Origin of the sequence: Pseudomonas sp. BRM28, from assembly GCF_002939405.1 — a bacterium.
Lineage (GTDB): Bacteria > Pseudomonadota > Gammaproteobacteria > Pseudomonadales > Pseudomonadaceae > Aquipseudomonas > Aquipseudomonas palmensis.
In genome coordinates this window covers 5643392-5665141 of record NZ_PEFV01000001.1, presented here as the reverse complement: position 1 = coordinate 5665141, position 21750 = coordinate 5643392, and the positions used below count along the sequence as shown (strand labels likewise).

At 70.0% G+C, this 21750-nt stretch carries 8 protein-coding genes; all 8 read left to right on the top strand.

Annotated features, from left to right (window positions below):
- The first annotated feature begins 30 nt into the window (after positions 1-30).
- Positions 31-963, top strand: a complete 933-nt coding sequence (gene gspK / locus CR917_RS25885; protein WP_100633789.1) for a type II secretion system minor pseudopilin GspK — start codon at positions 31-33, stop codon at positions 961-963.
- On the top strand, positions 960-1907 hold the full coding sequence (gspL, locus tag CR917_RS25880; RefSeq protein ID WP_104573031.1) for a type II secretion system protein GspL: 948 nt from the start codon (positions 960-962) through the stop codon (positions 1905-1907). The genes gspK and gspL overlap by 4 nt, the downstream gene beginning before the upstream one ends.
- On the top strand, positions 1897-2415 hold the full coding sequence (gene gspM / locus CR917_RS25875; RefSeq protein ID WP_104573128.1) for a type II secretion system protein GspM: 519 nt from the start codon (positions 1897-1899) through the stop codon (positions 2413-2415). Before gspL ends, gspM begins: the two co-directional genes overlap by 11 nt.
- Positions 2412-4763 carry a type II secretion system secretin GspD gene (gene gspD / locus CR917_RS25870; RefSeq protein WP_058541160.1) on the top strand — a complete coding sequence of 784 codons (2352 nt, stop codon included), beginning with the start codon at positions 2412-2414 and terminating at the stop codon, positions 4761-4763. The genes gspM and gspD overlap by 4 nt, the downstream gene beginning before the upstream one ends.
- Positions 4760-6178: a type II secretion system ATPase GspE gene (gene gspE / locus CR917_RS25865; RefSeq protein WP_058541159.1), complete on the top strand. Its 1419-nt coding sequence runs from the start codon at positions 4760-4762 to the stop codon at positions 6176-6178. The genes gspD and gspE overlap by 4 nt, the downstream gene beginning before the upstream one ends.
- Positions 6178-7383, top strand: a complete 1206-nt coding sequence (gene gspF / locus CR917_RS25860; protein WP_054916085.1) for a type II secretion system inner membrane protein GspF — start codon at positions 6178-6180, stop codon at positions 7381-7383. Before gspE ends, gspF begins: the two co-directional genes overlap by 1 nt.
- 349 nt (positions 7384-7732) lie before the next feature.
- Positions 7733-8875 carry a substrate-binding domain-containing protein gene (locus tag CR917_RS25855; protein ID WP_043860338.1) on the top strand — a complete coding sequence of 381 codons (1143 nt, stop codon included), beginning with the start codon at positions 7733-7735 and terminating at the stop codon, positions 8873-8875.
- Positions 8876-9080: 205 nt separating this feature from the next.
- Positions 9081-21713, top strand: a complete 12633-nt coding sequence (locus CR917_RS25850) for a filamentous hemagglutinin family protein (protein ID WP_256589751.1) — start codon at positions 9081-9083, stop codon at positions 21711-21713.
- Positions 21714-21750: the final 37 nt, after the last annotated feature.

The following is a 21750-nucleotide window of genomic DNA, read 5'->3' as shown; positions in this document are numbered from 1 at the left end:
GTGATGAGACCGTCCGCGCAGCAACGCGGAATGGCGATCATCAGTGCCTTGCTGATAGCCGCCGTGGTGGCGGTGATCGCAGCGGGCATGATCAGCCGCCAGAGCGTATTCACCCGTGAGCTGGAAAGCCTGCAGCAGCGTGCCCAGGGGCAGGGCGTGCTGCAGGCGGGCCTGGCCTGGAGCCGTGAGGTACTGGCCGAGCAGCGCCGCGTCGACCCGCTGGTACGCCTCGACCAGGGCTGGGCGCGCCCCATCGCCGGCCTGCCGGTGGGCGAGCACGGCGCGGTGTTTCAGGGCCGGCTGGAAGACGAGCAGGGCAAGTTCAACCTGCGCAACCTGGTGGTCGAAGAGCAACCCGACGCGCAGGCCCTGGCCACCTTCGAGCGCCTGTGTGCACTGATCGGCCTGGCCGCGCCGGTGGCGCAGGCGATCGCGGCGCGGGTGATCGACGGCTACCCGCGCCGGCAGGCGCCCGTGGCCGAGGCGGTGCACGGCTTCGACAGTGGCCGCGCAACCTCGCCGGGTGCCGCCTCGCGCCCGGTGCCGGCACGCCGGCCGATGCTGCGCAGCCTCGACCAGCTGGCCGTGCCGGGGCTGGATGCCGAAGGGCTGGCGCGCCTGCGCCGAGTGGCCACGGTGCTGCCGGCCAACACCTGGATCAATGGCAACACCGCGTCGGCCGAGGTGCTGGCGGCGCAGGTGCCGGGCTTGAGCGTAGACAAGGCGCGCCAGCTGATCGCCGAGCGCGACGGCGGGCGCTGGTTCGTCAACCGCGGGGATTTCGTCAACCGCCTGCAGATGCCCCACGTGGTGCTCGAAAGCGTGCCGGTGGGCATTACCAGCGACTGGTTCCGCCTGCACGGCGTGGCCCGCAGCGGCTCGCGCGAGGTGCGCCTGGAGGCGCTGCTGCTGCGCGGGCAGGCGCCCCTGGCACAGGTTGTCTGGGCACGGGTGGGCGCATGAAGGCACAACTGCACATGGCATTGCCGCGGCTGGCGGCGCTTGAGGACGGGGCGCGGGTCGGCTATCGGCAACTGGACCGCCAGGGCCGGACCGAGGCCGAGGGCGAGGCGGCGCAGGCGCAGCTCAAGAGCCTGGCGCGGGGCCGCGAGGTGCTGGCGTGGCTGCACCCGGACGACAGCCTGTGCACCGAGCTGGTACTGCCGCCGTTGCCGGCAGCGCGCCTGGGGGCGGCGGTGCAGTGCGCGGCGCAGGGCCTGATACTGGGCGATGTGCGCGCCGTGCATATCGCCCACGGGCCACGGGCAGCGGACGGGAAGGTGGCGGTGGCATGGCTGGGGCAGGCGGCATTGCAGGGCCTGGCGCAGTGGCTGTCGAATGCCGGCCTCAAACCCCGGGGCCTGTACCCGACCCCGGCAAGGGCCGGCGCATGCCCGGTGGCGAGCCTGCACAGCGGCCTGCGCGCCCCTGGCGCCGCACAGCACGGCTGGCCACGGGCACTCGCCCTGTGCGCCAGCGCCGCCATGATCTGGACCCTGGGCCTGAACCTCTACGCCGCGCGGCTGGCCGACACCGGCCAGCAACTGCGCCAGCACATGCACCAGCAGGTACGCGCTGCCTACCCGCAGTTGCAGGTGATCCTCAACCCGCTGCAACAGGTACGCCAGCAGCTCGCCGCCGGCGACAATGGCGCGGTCGCACCCTTCAACCACCTGCTGCAGGCCGCCGGCAGCGCCATGCCGTTTCTGGCCGGCGCAGTCGAGCAACTGACCTACCACGACGGCGTGCTCGACCTGCAGCCACTGCCCGGCGCCGCACGGCCCCCGGCCGACAACGCCTGGCAAACCCGGCTGGCGGCACAGGGCATCGAGGCCAGCAGCAGCGACCACGGCTGGACCCTGCGCCCGGCGACCGCCACGGGCGAGGAGGTGGCCAATGTTGAGTAAGGCACGGCACCCCCTGCGCCGCCTGCGCCCCTGGTGGCACGGCCTGAGTGCGCGCGAGCGCCGCGCCGTGGCCCTGACCGCACTGCTGCTGGGCACCACGCTGTGGTGGCTGGTGCTGGTGCAGCCGGCACTGGCGCGCATCGCCCACTGGGAGGCCGAAACGCCCAGGCTGCGCAGCCAGGCGCAAACCCTCGACGGCCTGCTCGCCCACGCCCCCTCACTGCCGGGCGCCGCGCAACAGGCGCCGGCCCTGCGCCAGAGCCTGGAGCACGCCGGGCTCAGCGGCCATTACCAGCTTCAGGCGGTGGAGGGCGGCTGGCAGCTCGATCTTGCCCAGGCCCCCGCCGAGGCCGCCACCGCCTGGCTGCTGCAGGCCCCCGCACAACTGGGCCTGACGGTGGTGCACAGCCGCCTGCAACGCGACCCGCTGGCCGACCCCTCGGCCACGGCGTCGTTCTCCGGAATCGTTCGCTTGGACCAGGCGCAAGGCGCTAAGGAATCGTCATGATGTGCACCCAACTGCCGCGCCGACTGGCCGGCCTGGCTCCCCTGGTACTGGCACTGGCCCTGGCCGGTTGCAGCCAGCAGCCTGCGCAGCCACTGGCCAGCAGCGAGCTGGGCCGACCGCTGGCCAACGTGCAGCCCGGGCCGACCAGCCTGGAACGCCACGGCCTGCAGGCGCGGGTCGAGCCACAGCGCCCGACCCCGCGTGCCCCCGCCCACCGCGCCAGGCCCCACAGCGATGGCAGCGCCAGTGCCGCACCGGGCAACCCGCTGGGCGACCAGCCGGTGCAGCTGAACTTCGTCGACGCCGACATCCAGGCCGTGGTGCGCGCCCTGTCGCGGGCCACCGGGCGCCAGTTTCTGGTCGACCCGCGGGTCAAGGGCCAGCTGACCCTGGTGTCCGAAGGCGAGGTGCCGGCCACACGTGCCTACGCCATGCTGCTGGCAGCCCTGCGCATGCAGGGCTTCAGCGTGGTCGACGTGGGCGGGGTCAGCCAGGTGGTGCCCGAGGCCGACGCCAAGCTGCTGGGCGGGCCGATCAACAGCAAGGATGCCGGCACCGGCATGCTCACCCGCACCTTCCGCCTGCAATACGAGAACGCGGTCAACGTGATCCCGGTGCTGCGCCCCATCGTGTCGCCCAACAACCCGATCAACGCCTACCCCGGCAACAACACCGTGGTGGTCACCGACTATGCCGAGAACCTCGAGCGTGTGGCCCGGCTGCTCGACAGCATCGACATCCCCAGCGCCATCGACACCGACGTGGTGGCGATCCAGAACGGCATCGCCAGCGACATCGCGGCCATGGTCTCGGAGCTGCTCGAAACCCAGGGCAACGATCCCACCCAGAAGATCAGCGTGATCGGCGACCCACGCTCCAACAGCGTGGTGATCCGCGCCGGCAGCCCCGAGCGCACGCAACTGGCCCGCGACCTGATCTACAAGCTCGACAACGCACAGAACAACCCCAGCAACCTGCACGTGGTGTACCTGCGCAACGCCCAGGCCGGCAAGCTGGCCCAGGCCCTGCGCGGGCTGCTCACCGGCGAGAGCGACAGCAGCAGCGGTGACGACGCCCGCGCCAGGCTCAGCGGCGGTGGCCTGCTGGCAGGCAAGCAGAACGGCAGCGGCGCGGCGGCGAACACCGCGCAGACCACCAGCGCCACCCCGCCAGCCGCCACCTACGGGGCCAGCCTCGGCCAGGCCGGCAACGCCTATGGCAACGGTTCGCAGGGCAGCGAGCAGAACACCGCGTTTTCCGCCGGCGGGGTGACCATCCAGGCCGACGCCACCACCAACACCCTGCTGATTTCGGCACCCGACCCGCTGTACCGCAACCTGCGCGAGGTGATCGACCTGCTCGACCAGCGCCGCGCCCAGGTGGTGATCGAAAGCCTGATCGTCGAGGTCAGCGAAGACGACGCCAACGAATTCGGCATCCAGTGGCAGGCCGGCAACCTGGGCAAGAACGGCGTGTTCGGCGGCGCCAACCTGGGCGGTGCCGGGTTCAATCGCGGTGCCAGGAACAGCATCGACGCGCTGCCCCCCGGCCTGAGCGTGGGCGTGGTGGACGGCACGGTGAACATCCCCGGCATCGGCGAGGTGCTCGACCTCAAGGTGCTGGCCCGCGCCCTGACCAGCAAGGGCGGCAGCAACGTGTTGTCCACGCCCAACCTGCTGACCCTGGACAACGAGGCGGCGAGCATCTTCGTCGGCCAGACCATCCCCTTTGTCAGCGGCCAGTACGTCACCGATGGCGGCGGCACCAGCAACAACCCGTTCCAGACCATCCAGCGCGAAGAGGTGGGGCTCAAGCTCAACGTGCGCCCGCAGATCTCCGAAGGCGGCACGGTCAAGCTCGACATCTACCAGGAGGTCAGCAGCGTCGACGAACGCGCCTCCAGTGCCGCCGGCACGGTCACCAACAAGCGCGCCATCGACACCAGCATCCTGCTCGACGACGGCCAGATCATGGTGCTCGGCGGCCTGCTGCAGGACGGCTACACCCAGGCCAACGACGGCATTCCGTTTCTTTCCAGCCTGCCGGGGGTGGGCGTGCTGTTTCGCAACGAGCGCCGCGCCACCAGCAAGACCAACCTGATGGTGTTCCTGCGCCCCTACATCATTCGCGATGCCGAGGTGGGGCGCAGCATCACCCTCAACCGCTACGATTTCATCCGCCGTGCCCAGGGCGGGCTCAAGCCGGCCCATTCCTGGGCACTGCCGGACGCGCAGATGCCGCTGCTGCCCAGCGCCGAGCAGGGCGTACCGCGCGCGGGCGCGGCCATCGGCACCCCGCGTGCGGCGATCCGCGCCGTGCCGCTGGATGAAGTCGGGGTTGCCCGGTGAGCCGCCTGCCGTACGCCTGGGCCAAGGCCCAGCGTGTGGTGCTGCTGGCCGGCGAGCACGCCGCGCCGCTGCGCCTGTGCCCCTCGACCCCGGCCTGGGCGTTGGGCGAGGTGCGCCGCCAGTTCGGCGAGCAGGCCGCCGAGCAGGTCAGCGAAGACGAGCTCGACCGCCTGCTGACCAGCGCCTACAGCGACAACGGCGGCGCCGCAGCGGCGGTCGGCGCGGCCGAGAACGATGTCGACCTCGACCGCCTGATGCAGGACATGCCCGAGATCACCGACCTGCTCGACACCCAGGACGGCGCGCCGGTGATCCGCATGATCAACGCGCTGCTGACCCAGGCTGCCGGCGACGAGGCCAGCGACATCCACATCGAACCCTTCGAGACCCACTCGGTGGTGCGCTACCGGGTCGACGGCACCCTGCGCGACGTGGTCTCGCCGCGCAAGGCGCTGCACGCGGCGCTGGTGTCGCGGATCAAGATCATGGCACAGCTGGACATCGCCGAAAAACGCCTGCCCCAGGACGGGCGCATCGCCCTGCGCGTGGCTGGCCGGCCCATCGATATCCGTGTGTCCACCGTGCCCACCGGGCATGGCGAGCGGGTGGTGATGCGCCTGCTGGACAAGCAGGCCGGGCGTCTGCAACTGGAAACCCTGGGCATGGCCCCGGCGCTGCTGGCCCGCCTGGACGTGCTGATTCGCCAGCCGCACGGCATCGTGCTGGTCACCGGGCCCACCGGCAGCGGCAAGACCACCAGCCTGTACGCGGCGCTGGCGCGGCTCGATGCCAGCGTCAGCAACATCCTCACCGTCGAGGACCCGGTGGAATACGACCTGCCGGGTATCAGCCAGATCCAGGTGAATGCGCGCATCGACATGACCTTTGCCGTGGCCCTGCGCGCGATCCTGCGCCAGGACCCGGACATCATCATGATCGGCGAGATCCGCGACCTGGAGACTGCGCAGATCGCGGTGCAGGCCTCGCTCACCGGGCACCTGGTGCTGGCCACGCTGCACACCAACGACGCCGTGTCGGCGGTCAACCGCCTGCTCGACATGGGCGTGGAACCCTTTCTGCTGGCCTCGGCGCTGCTCGGCGTGCTGGCCCAGCGCCTGGTACGGCGGCTGTGCCCGCACTGCCGTCAGCCCGACCCGAATGCCCCCGGCCAGTTTCGCCCCCATGGCTGCGCCAACTGCAACCACACCGGCTACAGCGGGCGTACCGGGATCCACGAGCTGTTCTGCATCGATGACCCGATTCGCGGCCTGATCCACCAGGGCGCCGACGAACAGGCCCTGCGCGCCGCAGCGCGCCAGGCCGGCATGCTGAGCATGCGCGAGGACGGCCAGCGCTGGGTCGACAGCGGCAGTACCGCCGTGGAAGAAATCCTGCGTGTGACCCGGGACGCCTGATGAGCCGATACCGTTATGAAGCCGCCGATGCCCAGGGGCGCATCAGCCGTGGCCAGCTGGAGGCCGACAGCCCGGCGGCGGTGATCGGGCAATTGCGCGGGCTGGGCCTGAGCGCCTTGCAGGTCGAGCCGGAGCCTGCCGCCAGTGCCGGCGGCGGGTTGTTCGCCAGCAAGCTGTCGGATGCGGACCTGGCCTGGACCACGCGCCAGCTGGCCAGCCTGCTGGCCGCCGGGCTGCCGCTGGAGGGCGCCCTGAGCGCGACCCTGGAGCAGGCCGAACGCAAGCACATCGCCCAGGTGCTGGGCGCGGTGCGCGGCGACGTGCGCAGCGGCATGCGCCTGGCCGACGCACTGGCGGCGCGCCCGCGGGACTTTCCCGAGATCTACCGCGCACTGATCGCGGCGGGGGAGGAGTCCGGCGACCTGGCCCAGGTGATGGAGCGCCTGGCCGACTACATCGAAGACCGCAACACCCTGCGCGGCAAGATCCTCACCGCGTTCATCTACCCCGGCGTGGTCGGGCTGGTGTCGATCGGCATCGTGATCTTTCTGCTCAGCTACGTGGTGCCGCAGGTGGTCAGCGCCTTCACCCAGGCGCGCCAGGACCTGCCGGGGCTGACCCTGGCGATGCTCAACGCCAGCGACTTCATCCGGGCCTGGGGCTGGCTGTGTTTCATCGTGCTGGTGGCCGGGGCATGGGGCTGGCGTGTGTACCTGCGCGGCGCGTCGGCACGCCTGGCCTGGCACAGCCGGGTGCTGCGCCTGCCGTTGCTGGGGCGCTTCGTGCTGGGCCTGAACACCGCACGCTTCGCCTCGACCCTGGCGATTCTGGGCAGTGCCGGGGTGCCGTTGCTGCGGGCCCTGGAGGCGGCGCGCCAGACCCTGGCCAACGACCGCCTCGACCAGTGCGTGAGCGAGGCCACGGCGCGGGTGCGCGAAGGCGTGGGGCTGGCGTCGGCGCTGGCGGTGGAGAAGGTGTTCCCGCCCTTGCTGATCCACCTGATCGCCAGCGGCGAGAAGACCGGCAACCTGCCGCCGATGCTCGACCGCGCGGCGCAGAGCCTGGCCAAGGACATCGAGCGCCGAGCGATGGGCATGACCGCATTGCTGGAGCCGCTGATGATCGTGGTGATGGGTGCGGTGGTGCTGCTGATCGTGATGGCGGTGCTGCTGCCGATCATCGAGATCAACCAGCTGGTGCAGTGAATTGTTTCTTGCGCGGGGTGAACACCCGAGTCGGCCGGGTGGTGAATCCGGGAGGTTGCTGCGGTGTTGCGGCTGACGCCTTCGCCGGCAAGGCCGGCTCCTACAGGATCACACCAACCCCTGTAGGAGCCGGCCTTGCCGGCGAAGGACCGCACTGCGGCCTTGAAAACACCCGAGAAATCCCCCGCCAAGCTCCCGATGTTTTTTCCTCTGACTGTCACCGCGCACTGCCAACCTAAGCCTCGTGGATCGGCCAGCAAGCCCTCTGGATCAAGGCGCTGCGCCACGCCATCGTGACATGCAAGCGCGACTCACCTCAACGTACGAACACGACGAAAGGAGCTTCTTCATGTTTAAGCGCACTATGATCGCAGCCTCGCTGGCTGTTGCCGCACTGGCTTCGGCTCAATCGATGGCAGCGGTTGTCGGTGGCGGTGCCACCCTGCCACAAGGCCTGTACACCACCCCAGGCGTACTGGGCGCCGGTTTCGACACCTACACCGGTGTTGGCAGCGGTAAAGGCAAGTCGGCTTTCCTGTTCAACCGTGCCGCCGATATCAACAAGCCCGCCGGTGTGACCGTCGATTTCGCAGGCAGCGACTCGATCCTTTCCGATGCGGAAATCAACACCTACAACCTGGACCACAACAGCGCCGGCAACGACGTCGCCAACAAGTGGGGCCCGCTGATCCAGGTTCCGTCGGCAGCCACCTCGGTCACCATCCCGTACAACCTCAAGCTGGCCAACGGCACTGCCGTCAACGACCTGAACCTGACCAGCGCCCAGCTGTGCGGGATCTTCTCGGGTTCGATCAGCAACTGGAACCAGATCGACGCCAGCTACCCGAACAAGGCCATCAAGGTGTTCTACCGCAGCGGCAGCAGCGGCACCTCCGAGATCTTCACCCGTCACCTGAACAGCCAGTGCCCGACCCAGTTCGGCGTCAGCAGCACCTTCACCACCGCTCAGGTCGGTGCAGAGCCTGCCACGTTCCAGGGTGTTGCCCTGAGCGGCGATATCGTGACCTCGGTGTACGGCACCGAAGACGCCATCGGCTATGTAGGCCCTGAAGACGTGGATGCCACCAACAACGCGAAGGTCGCTCGCGTCAACAACCTGCTGCCAACCGTCGGCAACGTGCAGACTGCACTGGCCAACGCCGCGCCACCGGCCACCGCCGCCGCACGCGCGATTCCGCAGAACTGGGCCCCGGTGCTGGCCAACCCGGCCACCGGCTACTCCATCGTTGCCTACACCAACCTGATCTTCGGTCAGTGCTACAAGGACGCCGCAGACGGCACCGCCGTCGTCGCCTTCCTGAACCGTCATTACGGCGCCACCACCAACAACGATGCGGCCATCATCGCGCAGAAGCTGATCCCGTTGAGCCCAGCCTGGAAAAACGCCGTTCGCCTGCAGTTCGCCAACCAGTCCGGCGCACTGGGCGTGAACAACCTCAGCGTGTGCAACACCCAGGGTCGCCCGGCCTAAGCCGCGCCGACGCCTGTCGCTGTACCCCGTCGGTAACGGCTCGCGCCGTTACCGGCTTTTGCGTTTCAGAACGCCACCGATCACATGAACTTTGCGTGACAAAGGTTCGGTCTGCCGCCCGTGCAACCGCCTATGTCATAGGTCACCGGCCGCACCGGCGTGTGGCATCCCATTACCGCGATGGACCAGAAAAGGATTGATTGCAATGCGCCTTGGCACTGCTGCTTCGCCCTCCCACCGTACCCACCGTCAGGCCGATATGCCCCTGCTGCGGCTCAAGCCGCTGGCCCAGGTGATTGCGCTGCTGGCCCTGGCCGGCAGCGTGCAGGCGGCGCCTGCGGCGTTCAGTTCGGCCTGGTTCGCGGCCAAGGGCAGCGCGCCGCAGGCCGGCGGTACGGGCGGGCAGGGCGGTGCGGTGCAGTTGCCGGGGCTGCCACCGCCGCTGGCCCAGCAGCAGCGTGCCAATGCCCAGTTGCAGCGTTCGCTGCAAAACCTCAACAACACCGTGGCCGCCATCGCCGCGCAACAGGCTGCCCAGGCGGCCGGCCGCGCCGCCGCGCTGGCGGCGCCCTCGAGCATCCACAACGGCCTGGGCGGCAATGGCCTGAACCCGCTGCTCGATGCCAATGGCAAGCCGTTGTTCACCAACGCCGAGGCTCCGGTACAGACGCAGAAGGGCGGCACCACCCAGGTGACGATCAAGCAGACCGCCGACAAGGCGATTCTCAACTGGGAAACCTTCAACGTCGGCCGCGACACCCAGCTGACCTTCCAGCAGGACGCCAACTGGGCACTGCTCAACCGCGTCGGCAACAGCGTCGCGCCCAGCCAGATCCAGGGCACGATCAAGGCCGACGGTACGCTGATGATCGTCAACCGCAATGGCATCGTGTTCAGCGGCAGCAGCCAGATCAACGTGCGCAACCTGACGGCGGCCGCCGCCACCATCAGCGACCAGCAGTTCACCGAGCGCGGCCTGTACGTGGACAGCCTGGGCAGCCAGCCGACCTTCACCGATGCCGCCGGCAAGGTCATGGTCGAGCGCGGCGCGCTGATCCAGACCCACGCCCCGGCCAGCTCCACCCAGGGCGGTGGCTACACCCTGCTGCTGGGCCACGAGGTGGAGAACGCCGGCCAGTTGATCAACGCCAAGGGCCAGGCGACCCTGGCGGCGGGCGATACCTTCTACATCCGCAAGGGCGTCGGCACGGCGGGCAACCCGTACTCCACCACCCGCGGCAACGAGGTAGCCACCACGCTGAAGGCCGGCAGCACGGCCGGCACGGTGAGCAACAGCGGGCTGATCCAGGCCAGCCAGGGCGACATCACCCTGACCGGGCATCAGGTGCGCCAGCAGGGCGTGGCCGTGGCCACCAGCTCGATCGACAACCGCGGCACCATCCACCTGCTCAACGCGGCCAGCGACCGCACCGGCAACGTGACCCTGGCCGCCGGCAGCACCACTGCCATCGTCATCGACGCCAACCCCGGCAGCGCACTGGACAGCCAGCGCGAGGCGGTGCGCAAGGACCTGGGCGGGCAGGTCAACCAGCGCAACGGCGCGTTCGACAACCTCAGCGCGGTGGCCGATGACCGCAGCCTGTCGCGGGTGGAGATCGTCAGTGGCGGCACGGTGGACTTCCAGGGCGGCTCGCTGACCCTGGCCACCGGCGGCCAGGTGGCGGTGAGTGCCGGCCAGCGCAGCCTGCTGCGCGACGGCGCGGTGCTGGACGTGGCGGGCGCGGTCGGGGTCAAGCTGGCCATGGACAGCAACAGCATCAAGGTCAACATCCAGGGCAACGAGCAGCGCGACGCGGCGGGCAACCGCGACAGCGGCGCGCTCAACAGCACCGATGTGTGGGTCGACATCCGCGAGCTGGTGCACGTGGCCGCCGGCACCAACGGCTACGAGGGCGAGCGCTGGTACACCGCCGGCGGCCTGCTGGAAGTGGGCGGCTACCTCGGCACGCGCAGCCACGGGCTGGGCGAGTGGCTGGCCCAGGGCGGCACGGTGAGCTTCACCGGGGGTGACCTGGTGACCCAGGCCGGCTCGCTGGTCAACCTCTCGGGCGGCACGCTGGACGTGGCCACCGGCTACCTCAAGCAGACCTGGCTCAAGGGCGCCGACGGGCGCCTGTACAACCTCTCGCGTGCCCCTGGCGACGTGCTGTACCAGGGCGTGTACAAGGGCTACGAGCAGCACAGCGCACGCTGGGGCCAGACCCGCTACTTCTACAGCCCGCTGATCGCCCCGCGCGAGCGCCTGGAGAACGGCTACACCGTTGGCCGCGATGCCGGGCGGCTGGTGGTCGGCACCGCCAATGCGCAGCTGGGCGGTGAGATCCTGGGCGAAACCTTCAAGGGCGACCACCAGCTGCAGGCCCCGCAGGCCGGCCTCGACGGCTACCGGCAAAGCCAGCTGAGCCAGGCCCGCGGCGCACAGCTGATCGTTGGCGACTACCGGCCCACCGCCACGGGCAGCGTGCTCAACGCCGGCGCGGGCAACCTGCACCAGGTGGTGATCGGCTCGCAGGTGCAGGGCGGCTCACTGACCCTCGACGCCCCGGTCGAGGCCGAGCGCGAAGGCGTCCTGCGCCTGGAGGCCGAGCGCCTGCGCGAGCTTGGCGGCCTGCAGGTGGCCGCGTATGAGAGCATCCGCCTGGAGCAGGCGCTGAACCTGGCCGACGGCGCCGGCCTGAGCCTGCTGGCGCCACAGGTGCAGATAAACGCCGACCTGGTCAGCCACGGCGGCGACCTGCTGCTGGGCAACCTGCAACGCGGCTCGGACAGCCTGCGGGTCGGCAATGCCGGCCTGGCCGCGCGTATCGAGGTGGCCGACGGGGTTCGCGTGGAGGCCAGCGGCCGGCGCCAGGACGGCGTCAATGCGCAGCCCGCCGACCTGTCGGCCTGGCTGGACGGCGGTTCGCTGGCCCTGCGTGGCACCGGCGACATTCGCCTGGGCCAGGGCAGTGTGCTGAGTGTGGAAAGCGGCGCGGCGCGCACCCCCGACGGCAACTGGCGCGGGGGTGCCGGTGGCGACCTGAGCCTGGCCAGCCTGACCTCGGGCGGGGCCGGTGGGCAGTTGCTGCTGGGCGGCGAGCTGCGCGGGTACGGCACCACGGGTGCCGGCACGCTGGCCCTGCGCGGCGACACCGTGAGCATCGGCGCCGACACCCCGGCGGCCAGCCTGAACCTGGGTAGCGATTTCTTCGCCAAGGGCTTTGCCCGCTACGAGGTGGTGGGCAACCAGCGCCTGGAGGTGGCGGCCGACAGCCAGGTGCAGGTGACGCGGCCGGTGTACCGCCTGCGTGGCGATGCCCGTTCGGCGGCCGAGGCGCTGGAGCTGTGGACGCCACCGCAGTATCTGGAGAACGCCGCCAAGGGCGTTCTGACCCAGCGCGCCGGTGCCAGCCTGCTGCTGCAGGCGGGCAGCGAGTTGGACCAGTCGGCCCAGCAGGTGGCGTCACGCTGGCTGCAGGTAGCCAGCGGCAGCCGTATCCAGGTCGATGACGGGCAATCCATCACGTTGCGCAGCCCCGGTGGCCTGCAGGTTGACGGCAGCCTGGTGGCACACGGCGGGCAGATCACCCTGGCTGACACTGTTGTGCAGGAGGCCTTGACCAGTGCGGTGCGGTTCGAGCCGCATCAACGGGCGATCCGGGTCGGCGCCGGGGCGCTGCTCGACGTATCGGCCCGTGCCGTCACCGCCGTGGACGCGCGTGGCGAGCGCTATGGCGAACTGCGCCAGGGCGGCAGTATCGTCATCGGCAGCACCTTCGACCCCAACCTGGGTGGCGCGCTGGCCCCCGACCTGTTCGTGGTGGTCGAGCGCGGCGCTGTACTGGATGCGTCCGGCAGCCAGATGAGCGTCGATGTACCCGGGGTTGGCGCGACTCGGCTGGCCAGCCAAGGCGGCAGCATCAGCCTGAGTTCGATCAATGGCCTGTACGTGGACGGCGAGCTGCGCGCAGCGGCGGGTGGCGCTGGCGTGGCGGGCGGCAGCCTGACCCTTGCGCTGGAGAGCGGTACCTACCCGATCACCCCGGCCTATGCCGAGGCCATCCGCCAGCGCGAGCTGCGTATCAGCCCGCGCGGGGAAGCCTTCGCCAACCAGGCCGGTAAGCTGGAACATGGCCATGGCCACCTCAGCGTGGCCCAGGTGGCGCAGGGCGGGTTCGATGCACTGACGCTGTTCAGTCGCGGCGTGATCAGCTTTACCGACGACGTGACGCTGCAACCGGCGCGCAGCCTGCACCTGTATGCCGGTGCACTGGGGCTGGCCGAAGGGGCTCGCGCCGATACCCGGGTGCGCCTGTCGGCTGCGCATGTGCGTCTGGCCGGGTACACCAGCCTGCCGCCGGCCGGGCCGGGCCTCACCAACAATCAGATCGGTATCGCGCTTTCGTCGCAAGCCGATCAGGCCATGCTGCAGGTGGATGCGGCGCTGATCGACGTACGCAATACCCTGAAGTTCGGCACGGGGGTGAGTGAAGCGCTGAGCATCGATCGACGCGGCTTCCATCAGGTCAGCCTGAACAGCAGCGGCGATCTGCGCCTGCTCAAGACACTGGGCGGTAACGACACGCGGCTGGTGGCGCCGGGCACGCTGACCCTGAGCGCGGCGCAGATCTACCCTGGCACCAATGCCGTGGCAGTGATCAAGGCCGAGCATGTGAAGATTGCGCGCAGCAGCGCGGCCACGCCTGCCCAGCCCTATTCGCTGTTTGGCGCGCTGTCGATACAGGCCGACACCATCGACCAGCAGGGCGTGCTGCGCGCGCCCCTCGGCGCCCTGGTACTGGGCACCGCCAGCACCCGCGAAGTGACCCTGCGCCCTGGCAGCCTGACTTCGGTCAGTGCCGCCGGCCTGGTGATGCCTTATGGCGGCACCGTAGATGGCCTGGTGTACAACTTCGCCGGCCAGTCGCTGAACAGCACGGTGCTGGGCCAGAGCCTGCCCAACGGCTGGCTCAACGTGACCCTGGGCGGTGGCAGCATCGCGGTCGAACCCGGTGCGGTAATCGACCTGTCCGGCGGTGGCGATGTGCGCGGCGCCGGCTTCATCTCCGGGCGCGGCGGCTCCACCGATGCCCGCTATCACCCGCTGGTGCGCAACAACCCCGATGGCAGCTTCAGCCTGCCGGGCCTGGCGAACAACCCGGTGTACGCCATCGTGCCCGGTGTGCAGGCCAGCGTGGCGCCCGAAGCGGTGGCGGGCGAGCCATCGGGTTCGATGCCGTTGGTGGGCCAGCAGATCACCCTGGACGCCGGGGTACCGGGCCTGCCCGCCGGCACCTACACCTTGCTGCCGGCCAGTTATGCGCTGTTGCCGGGGGCCTACCGTGTCGAGGTCAACGGCCAGGCCAGCGTCGGCGCGCCGCAGGCAGGTGCCACGGCGCTGCGCAATGGCTCATGGGGCCTGACCGGCAAGCGCTCGATCGCCGGCAGCGGGCTGGGCGATGCCCTGTCGCAGCACCTGATACTGACCGGTGCCGACACCTTGCGTCGGTACTCGCAGTACAACGAAACCAGTTTCAGCCAGTTCCTGCTCGACGATGCCGCACGCCTGGGTATCCCGCGTGCCGCGCTGCCCATCGATGCCAAGGGCCTGACCCTGGACCTGGGCCATAACGACACCACGCGGCCCGGCTTCAGCATGCAGGGCGTGCTGTTGAACAAACCGGCGGACAAGGGCCACGGCAGCATCGCCACGGTGCTGTTCGGCGACACCCTGGTGATCCACGGCGACAACGCGCCCGCCACACCGGGTGCCGGCGAAACCGCCATTGCCGCGTCGCAGCTCAACGCCCTGGGTGCCAGCAGCCTGCGCATCGGCCATGCCGGGCAGCGGGTGTACGGGCAGGGTGGCAACCAGCTGCTGTTCGGTGATGCCAGGGGCACCAGCATCGTGCTCAAGGGTGGCGCCCACCTGAAGGCCGCCGAAGTGCTGATGGTTACCGGGCGCATCGCCGGCGCCATCAACATAGAGCAAGGCGCGAGCATCGATACGCTCGGGCAGGGCGCACCCGCCTACGACAGCCGCGACGGCTACCTCTACAACCCGCACAACAGCAGCCTGCTGATCGTGTCCAATGGCTGGGTCGACGTGCTGGCGCCGCAAGCGCCCAGCGGGACGATCACCGGGCCGGGCAGCATCCTGATCGGCGGCTGCCTGACGCGGTGCAGCGGCCAGACCGAGCTGTATTCCGAAGGCACCATTGCCGCCGCCACCAACAACCGCTTCAGCCTCGACGACCAGGTGCGCTTCGGCACCCGCAACCTGACCCTGGCGGTGGGCGCGATCAACGTCGGCAGTGCGCAAAGCCTGGCCGCCGCCGCTGCGGCGGGCTACCTGCCCAGCGGCCTGACCCTCAACCAGCAGGTGCTCGACCGCCTGCTGCAGGGCGATACCCGCCGTGGCGCGCCGGCCCTGGAAACCTTGACGCTGACCGTGCAGGACAGCCTCAACTTCTTCGGCACCACCGCGCTCGACACCCTCGACCCGGCGACCGGCAAGTCGCGCCTGAGCAACCTGGTGCTGGGCACCCCGGCGATCTACGGGCATGGCGCGGCCACTGACGTGGCCAGCATTCGTACCGGCAACCTGATCTGGAGTGGCGCCACCCAGGCCGCGCCGGCCCTGCTCGGCAACGGTGCCGGCACCGGCAGCGGGCGGCTGCAGATCGAAGCCCGGCGCATCGAACTGGGGTATGGCCCGCAGGCGCAGAGCAGCAGCCAGCCGGCGTTCGAGCGCCTGGCGCTGGGCTTCAGCGACGTGGCGCTGCTGGCCAGCGAACGCCTGACTGCCAACCACCGTGGCAGCCTGTCGGTGTATCAGTCACGCGGCGAGTATGTGACCGGTGAAGGCTACCGCTACAGCGGCGGCAACCTGCTGGTGCGCACCCCGCTGGTGACCGGTGAAGCCGGTTCGGTCAACCAGGTGCGCGTCGGTGGTGCCCTGCAGATGCTCGCGGGGGCGGCGCCGAGCACCGCCGACGCGCAGCTCAAGGCCGGGGCGCTGGGCGCCGAATGGTCGTTCAGCGCGCAGCGCATCGACCTCGACACCCGCGTGGCACTGCCCAGCGGCAAGCTGACCCTCGACAGCCAGGGCGACCTGCGCCTGGGCCAGGCGGCGCAACTGGACCTGGCCGGGCGCAAGGTCAGCCTCAACGACCTGGACAAGTACAGCTGGGGCGGTGACGTGATCCTGCGCAGCCAGCACGGCAACATCCACCAGGCGGCCGGCTCGATCATCGACCTGCACGCCGAACACAACCAGGCCGGCAGCCTGGAGGTGGTGGCGCTGGACGCCAGTGCCGGCCAGGTCGACCTGCAAGGCCGCCTCCTGGGCGCAAGCTCCGGCCACTACGATGCCGGGGGCACCCAGGTGCCCTACGCGGGTGCGGGTTTCACCCTGCGTGCCCAGGGGCTGGCCGGTGACCTGAGCAGTGCCTTCGCCACGCTCAACCAGCGCCTGAACGACGGCGGCGTGCATGGCAGCCGGCGCTTCCAGTTCAAGCAGGGCGACCTGCAGATCGGCAACGGGGTGCGCGCCAACCAGGTGCAGGTGTCGCTGGACAACGGCCATCTGCGTGTCAACGGCCTGATCGATGCCAGCGGCGAGCGTGTCGGCAGCATTCGCCTGGCCGCCGGCAATGGCCTGACCCTGGCCCAGGGCGCGGTGCTCGATGCACATGGCAGCGTGCTGCGCGTGGACAGCTACGGCAAGATCATCGACAGCCCCAACCGGGCTACGGTGGAGCTGAATGCCGGTGCCGGGCAACTGACCCTGGCGCGTGGCGTGCGTATCGACCTGCGCCATGGCACCGACGCACCACTGGGCGGCGCCGCCGGCCAGCACGATGGCCGCGAGCGCGGCACCCTGGCGCTGTATGCGCCGCGGCTGCGGGCCGACGACCCGACCCATGGCGACATCGCCATCGACGCCTCGCAGGCGCTGTCGATTCTTGGTGCGCAGCGCATCGACCTGTTCGCCATGGCGCGCGATCATGCGGCCCCGCAGGGCGTCGACCCGCATGTCAGCGGCAAGCCCTATGTCCAGATCGACCAGGCCTACCTCGACGCACGCCACGCGCAAAGCGTGCAGTTCATCGACAGCGCCCTGGCCAACACGGCGCTGGTCAATGGCAAGCTCGCCGGCCTGGTCAAGGGTTACGCCCAGCAGTTCCACCTGCGCCCGGGGCTTGAAGTGATCACCGACGGCGACCTGGTGGTCAGCGGCGACCTCGACCTGTCGCGCTACCGCTATGCCAGCCTCAACCCCAACGTGCACAAGACCGGCGCGGTGTACGGCTCGGGCGAGGCCGGCAGCCTGAGCCTGCGTGCCGGTGGCGACGTGGAGGTGCTGGGCAGCATCAACGACGGCTTTGCGCCGCCACCCGAGACCCAGGACGACGGCGGCTGGGTGCTGCTGGAAGGGCGCCTGGCCTATGGCGCCCAGGTGGTGGTGCCCAACGGCGGGGTCGAGCTGCACGAGGGCACCGGTTTTCTGGCCGGCCAGGTGCTCAACTACGACCTGCCGATACAGGCGCGCGTGCTGGCCTCGGGCGCTGTGCTGCCAGTGCGTGCAACCCTTTCGGCCGCGATCGAGCTGCCGGCTGGCACCGTGCTCTCGGCGGCGCTCTACAACGCCGACGGCAGCCAGGCACTGGCGGCGGGCACCCGCCTGGAGGCCCCGCTGCGCCTGGAAGCGGGCATGCAACTGGGTGCCGGCACGCGGCTGGTGGTCAACACGCCTGTCACGGCCATGACCTGGCCAAAAGGCGTGGCACTGCCGTCCGATCCGGGCCACCTGCTGAACGGTGGCGCCGATGACCTGGTGCTGCTGGCGGGCAACCTGGTGCTGCAACGCGGCGCGATCATTCCGCCGCGCACCGATATCAAGCTGGGGGGCGTGGGCTCGGTGGCGCTGCGCAGCGAGGGCAAGGGCACCAACTGGGCGGTCGCCAGCATGCTGCCGGCCGGTTCGCAGTCGTGGAACCTACGCGTGGTGGCCGGTGCCGATACCACGGCGGCCGACCCGCGCCTGGCCGACCCGAACGCCAGCGGGCGCCTGCGCCTGGCCGACCACCACGTGGGCATGCTGGCGGTAGGCGCCAGTGCCGGCTGGGTGTGGACCCAGGAAGGCATCGATGGGTTTGGTGTGGACGCCAAGCCCGGCGACCCGATCGACTTCGATGCCATCGGCTACCCCACGCTGTGCGACGAGTTCCCCACCTGGTGCGCCCGGGCACCGGCTGCCGGCGGCGGCCTGGTGTGGACCCAGGAAGGCATCGACGGCTTTGGCGTGGACGCCAGGCCCGGTGACCTGATCGATTTCGACGCCATCGGCTACCCCACGCTGTGCGACGAGTTCCCCACCTGGTGCGCCAGGGCACCGGCCGCCGGCGGTGGCCTGGCCTGGACCCAGGAAGGCATCGACGGGTTTGGCGCAGATGCCAGGCCGGGCGATCTGATCGACTTCGATGCGATTGGCTACCCCACCCTGTGCGATGAGTTCCCCACCTGGTGCGTGATGACCGCGCCGGGCAACACCGAGCACGACACGGTGCCCGGCGGCGCCTCGCGTTACAGCGTGCTGCGTACCGGTACCGGTGACCTGGACCTGATCGCCGCCGGCAACCTGGACATGACCACGCTGTTCGGCGTGTACACCGCCGGTACGGCGACCCCGGTGCCAGCCGCCTATCAACTGGCACGCGGGCAGGCCAATGACGGGCAGGTGCTGCCGGAGTTTCTCGGCGGCTACGAGGCGCTGGTCGATGGCGGCGCGCAGAGCCTGTATCAGGCCTGGTACCCGGAGCAGGGTGGCAACCTGCTGTTGACGGTGGGGGACAACCTGACGGGCAACTCCCTCAGCCGCGAATATGGCAGCCTGACCCGCCTGGCCTACCAGTTGCCCACTGCACAGGTCGGCAACTGGCTGTGGCGCCAGGGCAGTGGCAACGCGCTGGCGGCAGACGAGCAGATACCCACGGCCTGGTGGATCAACTTTGGCACCTATGTGCGCTACCAGCGCAACAGTGTGGTGGCCGGCTTCACCGGCTTCGGCACCCTGGGCGGGGGCAACCTCGATGTCACGGTGGGCGGGCAGGCCGGCACCCTCGATGTGATCGGCAATACCGCTGACCAGTACCGCACGCAGTGGGACGACAGCGCACGTACCCAGGCCCTGCAGCTGGCAGTGGGCAGCACCGGCCGCGTGGGCCGCGATGGCAGCCTGACGCTGGGCGGTGGCGGCGACCTGAACCTGAAGGTCGGCGGCGCCGTCAACCCGACCCAGGCGGCCCTGGGGCGTGGCGACAACGCCGATGTACTGGGCGTGGCCGCCCATGACCTGCAGGGTACCCTGGTCAACCTGCGCGGCAACCTGCAGGTGTCGGCAGCGGCCCTGGGCGGTATCGACCGTGCCTACGGCGCGCTCGGGATACAGCAGGACAGCCACGAAACCCGCGCCTACGACCCGTTCCAGGCCACCCTGGCCAGCGCCAAAGGCGGCCTGGTGGTGGTGCCCGGCGACGCCACGGTGCAACTGAGCACCCGGGGCGACCTGGTGCTGGGGGCGGCGGCCGACCCGGGCCGTGTGCCCACGCTCAACACCACGCCGTTCGGCACGGCGGCGGGGGGCGGCAACAGCTGGTTCAGCCTGTGGACGGCCAACACTGCCATCGACCTGTTCTCGGCGGGCGGTGACCTGACCCCCAGCACCCAACTGATCGAATTGACCCAGCCGGTCAGCGGTGATGCGCTGTCCGGCCTGGATACCTCGCCCACCGACGGGCGCTTTGTCTACCCGTCGATCCTGCGTGCGGTGGCGGCCTCCGGCAACCTGTACTACGGGAACTCCGCGCAGTACCGGGAGAAGAACCGGCTGCAGGGCGCGAGTGGCTACTCGTTGCTGCTGGCACCTTCGGCCAATGCCCAGTTGCAGCTTGTGGCGCAGGGTTCGATCTACGCCGGTGGCTATGCGATCAACCAGTCCGGCGCCGCACCGTCGGCCCTGGCCACGCCGTTCAACCCGGGTTTCATCGGCAGCTACAACGGCCACAGCGTCAGCAACCAGAGGCCAGACGGGATTGCGGCAGACCTGGAAGCGGGTCGCTTCCCGCTGTTCGCCTTTGGCAGCACCAGCACCGCCAATGCCTACGGGCAGTTGCAGCCGGCGCGCATCTACGCCGTGAGCGGCGACCTGGTGGGGGTGCGCTCGGGCGAGGTCCTGAACTTCGGCAATGCGCGCAATGGGGCCGTCTGGTACGAGGGCGCCGCACCGGTGTGGATGATGGCGGGGCGCGACATCGTGTACAGCGGTACCGGCCTTGGCGAGACCACCTACGTGCCGGCGATGATGTCGGACATCGTCGGTGCGCTGGCGCTGTCCAGCGGCAACCTGTTCGTGCACAACCACGCCACCGATCATTCGCAGGTGGTAGCTGGGCGCGACATCCTGTTCAGTGGCCTGAACGTGGCCGGCCCCGGCACGCTCACCGTCAGTGCCGGGCGTGACCTGCGCCAGGAGGACCGCGCGGCCATCACCAGCCTGGGCGCCATCGTCACCGGCGACAACCGCCCCGGCGCAAGCCTGGTGTTGCAGGCCGGTGTGGGCGCCCAGGGGCCAGGGTATGCGCGCTTTGCCGAGCTGTACCTGAACCCGGCCAACCTTGCCGACAGCAACCAGAGCCTGGCGGCGCAGCCGGGCAAGGTGGCCAAGACCTACGCCGAGGAGTTGCGTCAATGGCTGGCCGAGCGCTACGCCTTCGAGGGCGATGCGGCCCAGGCGCGGGCGCGGTTCGCCAGCCTGCCGGCGACCGAGCAGGCGGTGTTTGCGCGCCAGGTGTACTTTGCCGAGCTGCGTGCCGGCGGCCTGGAGTACAACACCGTGGGCGGGCCGCGCCAGGGCAGCTACCTGCGCGGGCGCAATGCGATCGCGGCGCTGTTCCCCGAGCAGGACGTGGCCGGCAACCCGATCCGCTACGACGGCGACATCCTGATGTTCGGCGGGGCCGGGGTGCGTACCCAGGTGGGGGGCGCGATCCAGATGCTCACCCCCGGTGGCCAGCAGGTGTTCGGCGTGGAGGGCGAGGCGCCGCCGGCCGGCGCCGGGGTGATCACCCAGGGCAACGGCGATATCCAGCTGTACGCGCGTGGCAGCATCCTGCTGGGGCAGAGCCGCATCATGACCACCTTTGGCGGGTCGATTCTGGGCTGGTCGGCCGAGGGCGACATCAACGCCGGGCGTGGTTCCAAGACCACGGTGGTCTACACCCCGCCGCGCCGGCTGTACGACACCTGGGGCAACAGCAGCCTGTCGCCCACGGTGCCGAGTACCGGTGCGGGTATCGCCACCCTGGCGCCGGTGGTGGAAGTGCCGCCGGGGGACATCGACCTGATTGCGCCGCTGGGCACCATCGATGCGGGGGAGGCGGGCATCCGGGTGTCGGGCAACGTCAACATTGCCGCGTTGCAGGTGGTGAACGCGGCCAACATCCAGGTGCAGGGTGATGCCAAGGGCATGCCGGTGGTGGCGGCGGTGAACACCGGCGCGATCTCGTCGGCGAGTGCGGCGGCGTCGTCGGCGACCCAGGCCGCCGAAGATGCGGTGCGCCAGCAGCAGGCCGCGGCCCGCCAGCGTCAGCCGTCGGTGATCACCGTGCAGGTGCTGGGGTTTGGTACCGAGCGCCTGGTGCCGGGCAAGGAGGGCGCGAGCCTGGGGCCGCAGTACAACCCGCAGAGCCCGGTGCAGGTGCTGGGGGCCGGGGCGCTGGATGAGCAGGCGCGGGGGCGGTTGACGGAGGAGGAGCGCGGGAATCTGGTGCTGTAGGGTTGCCAGGTTCGGTTCGGGGCGGGTGGGCCGGTCG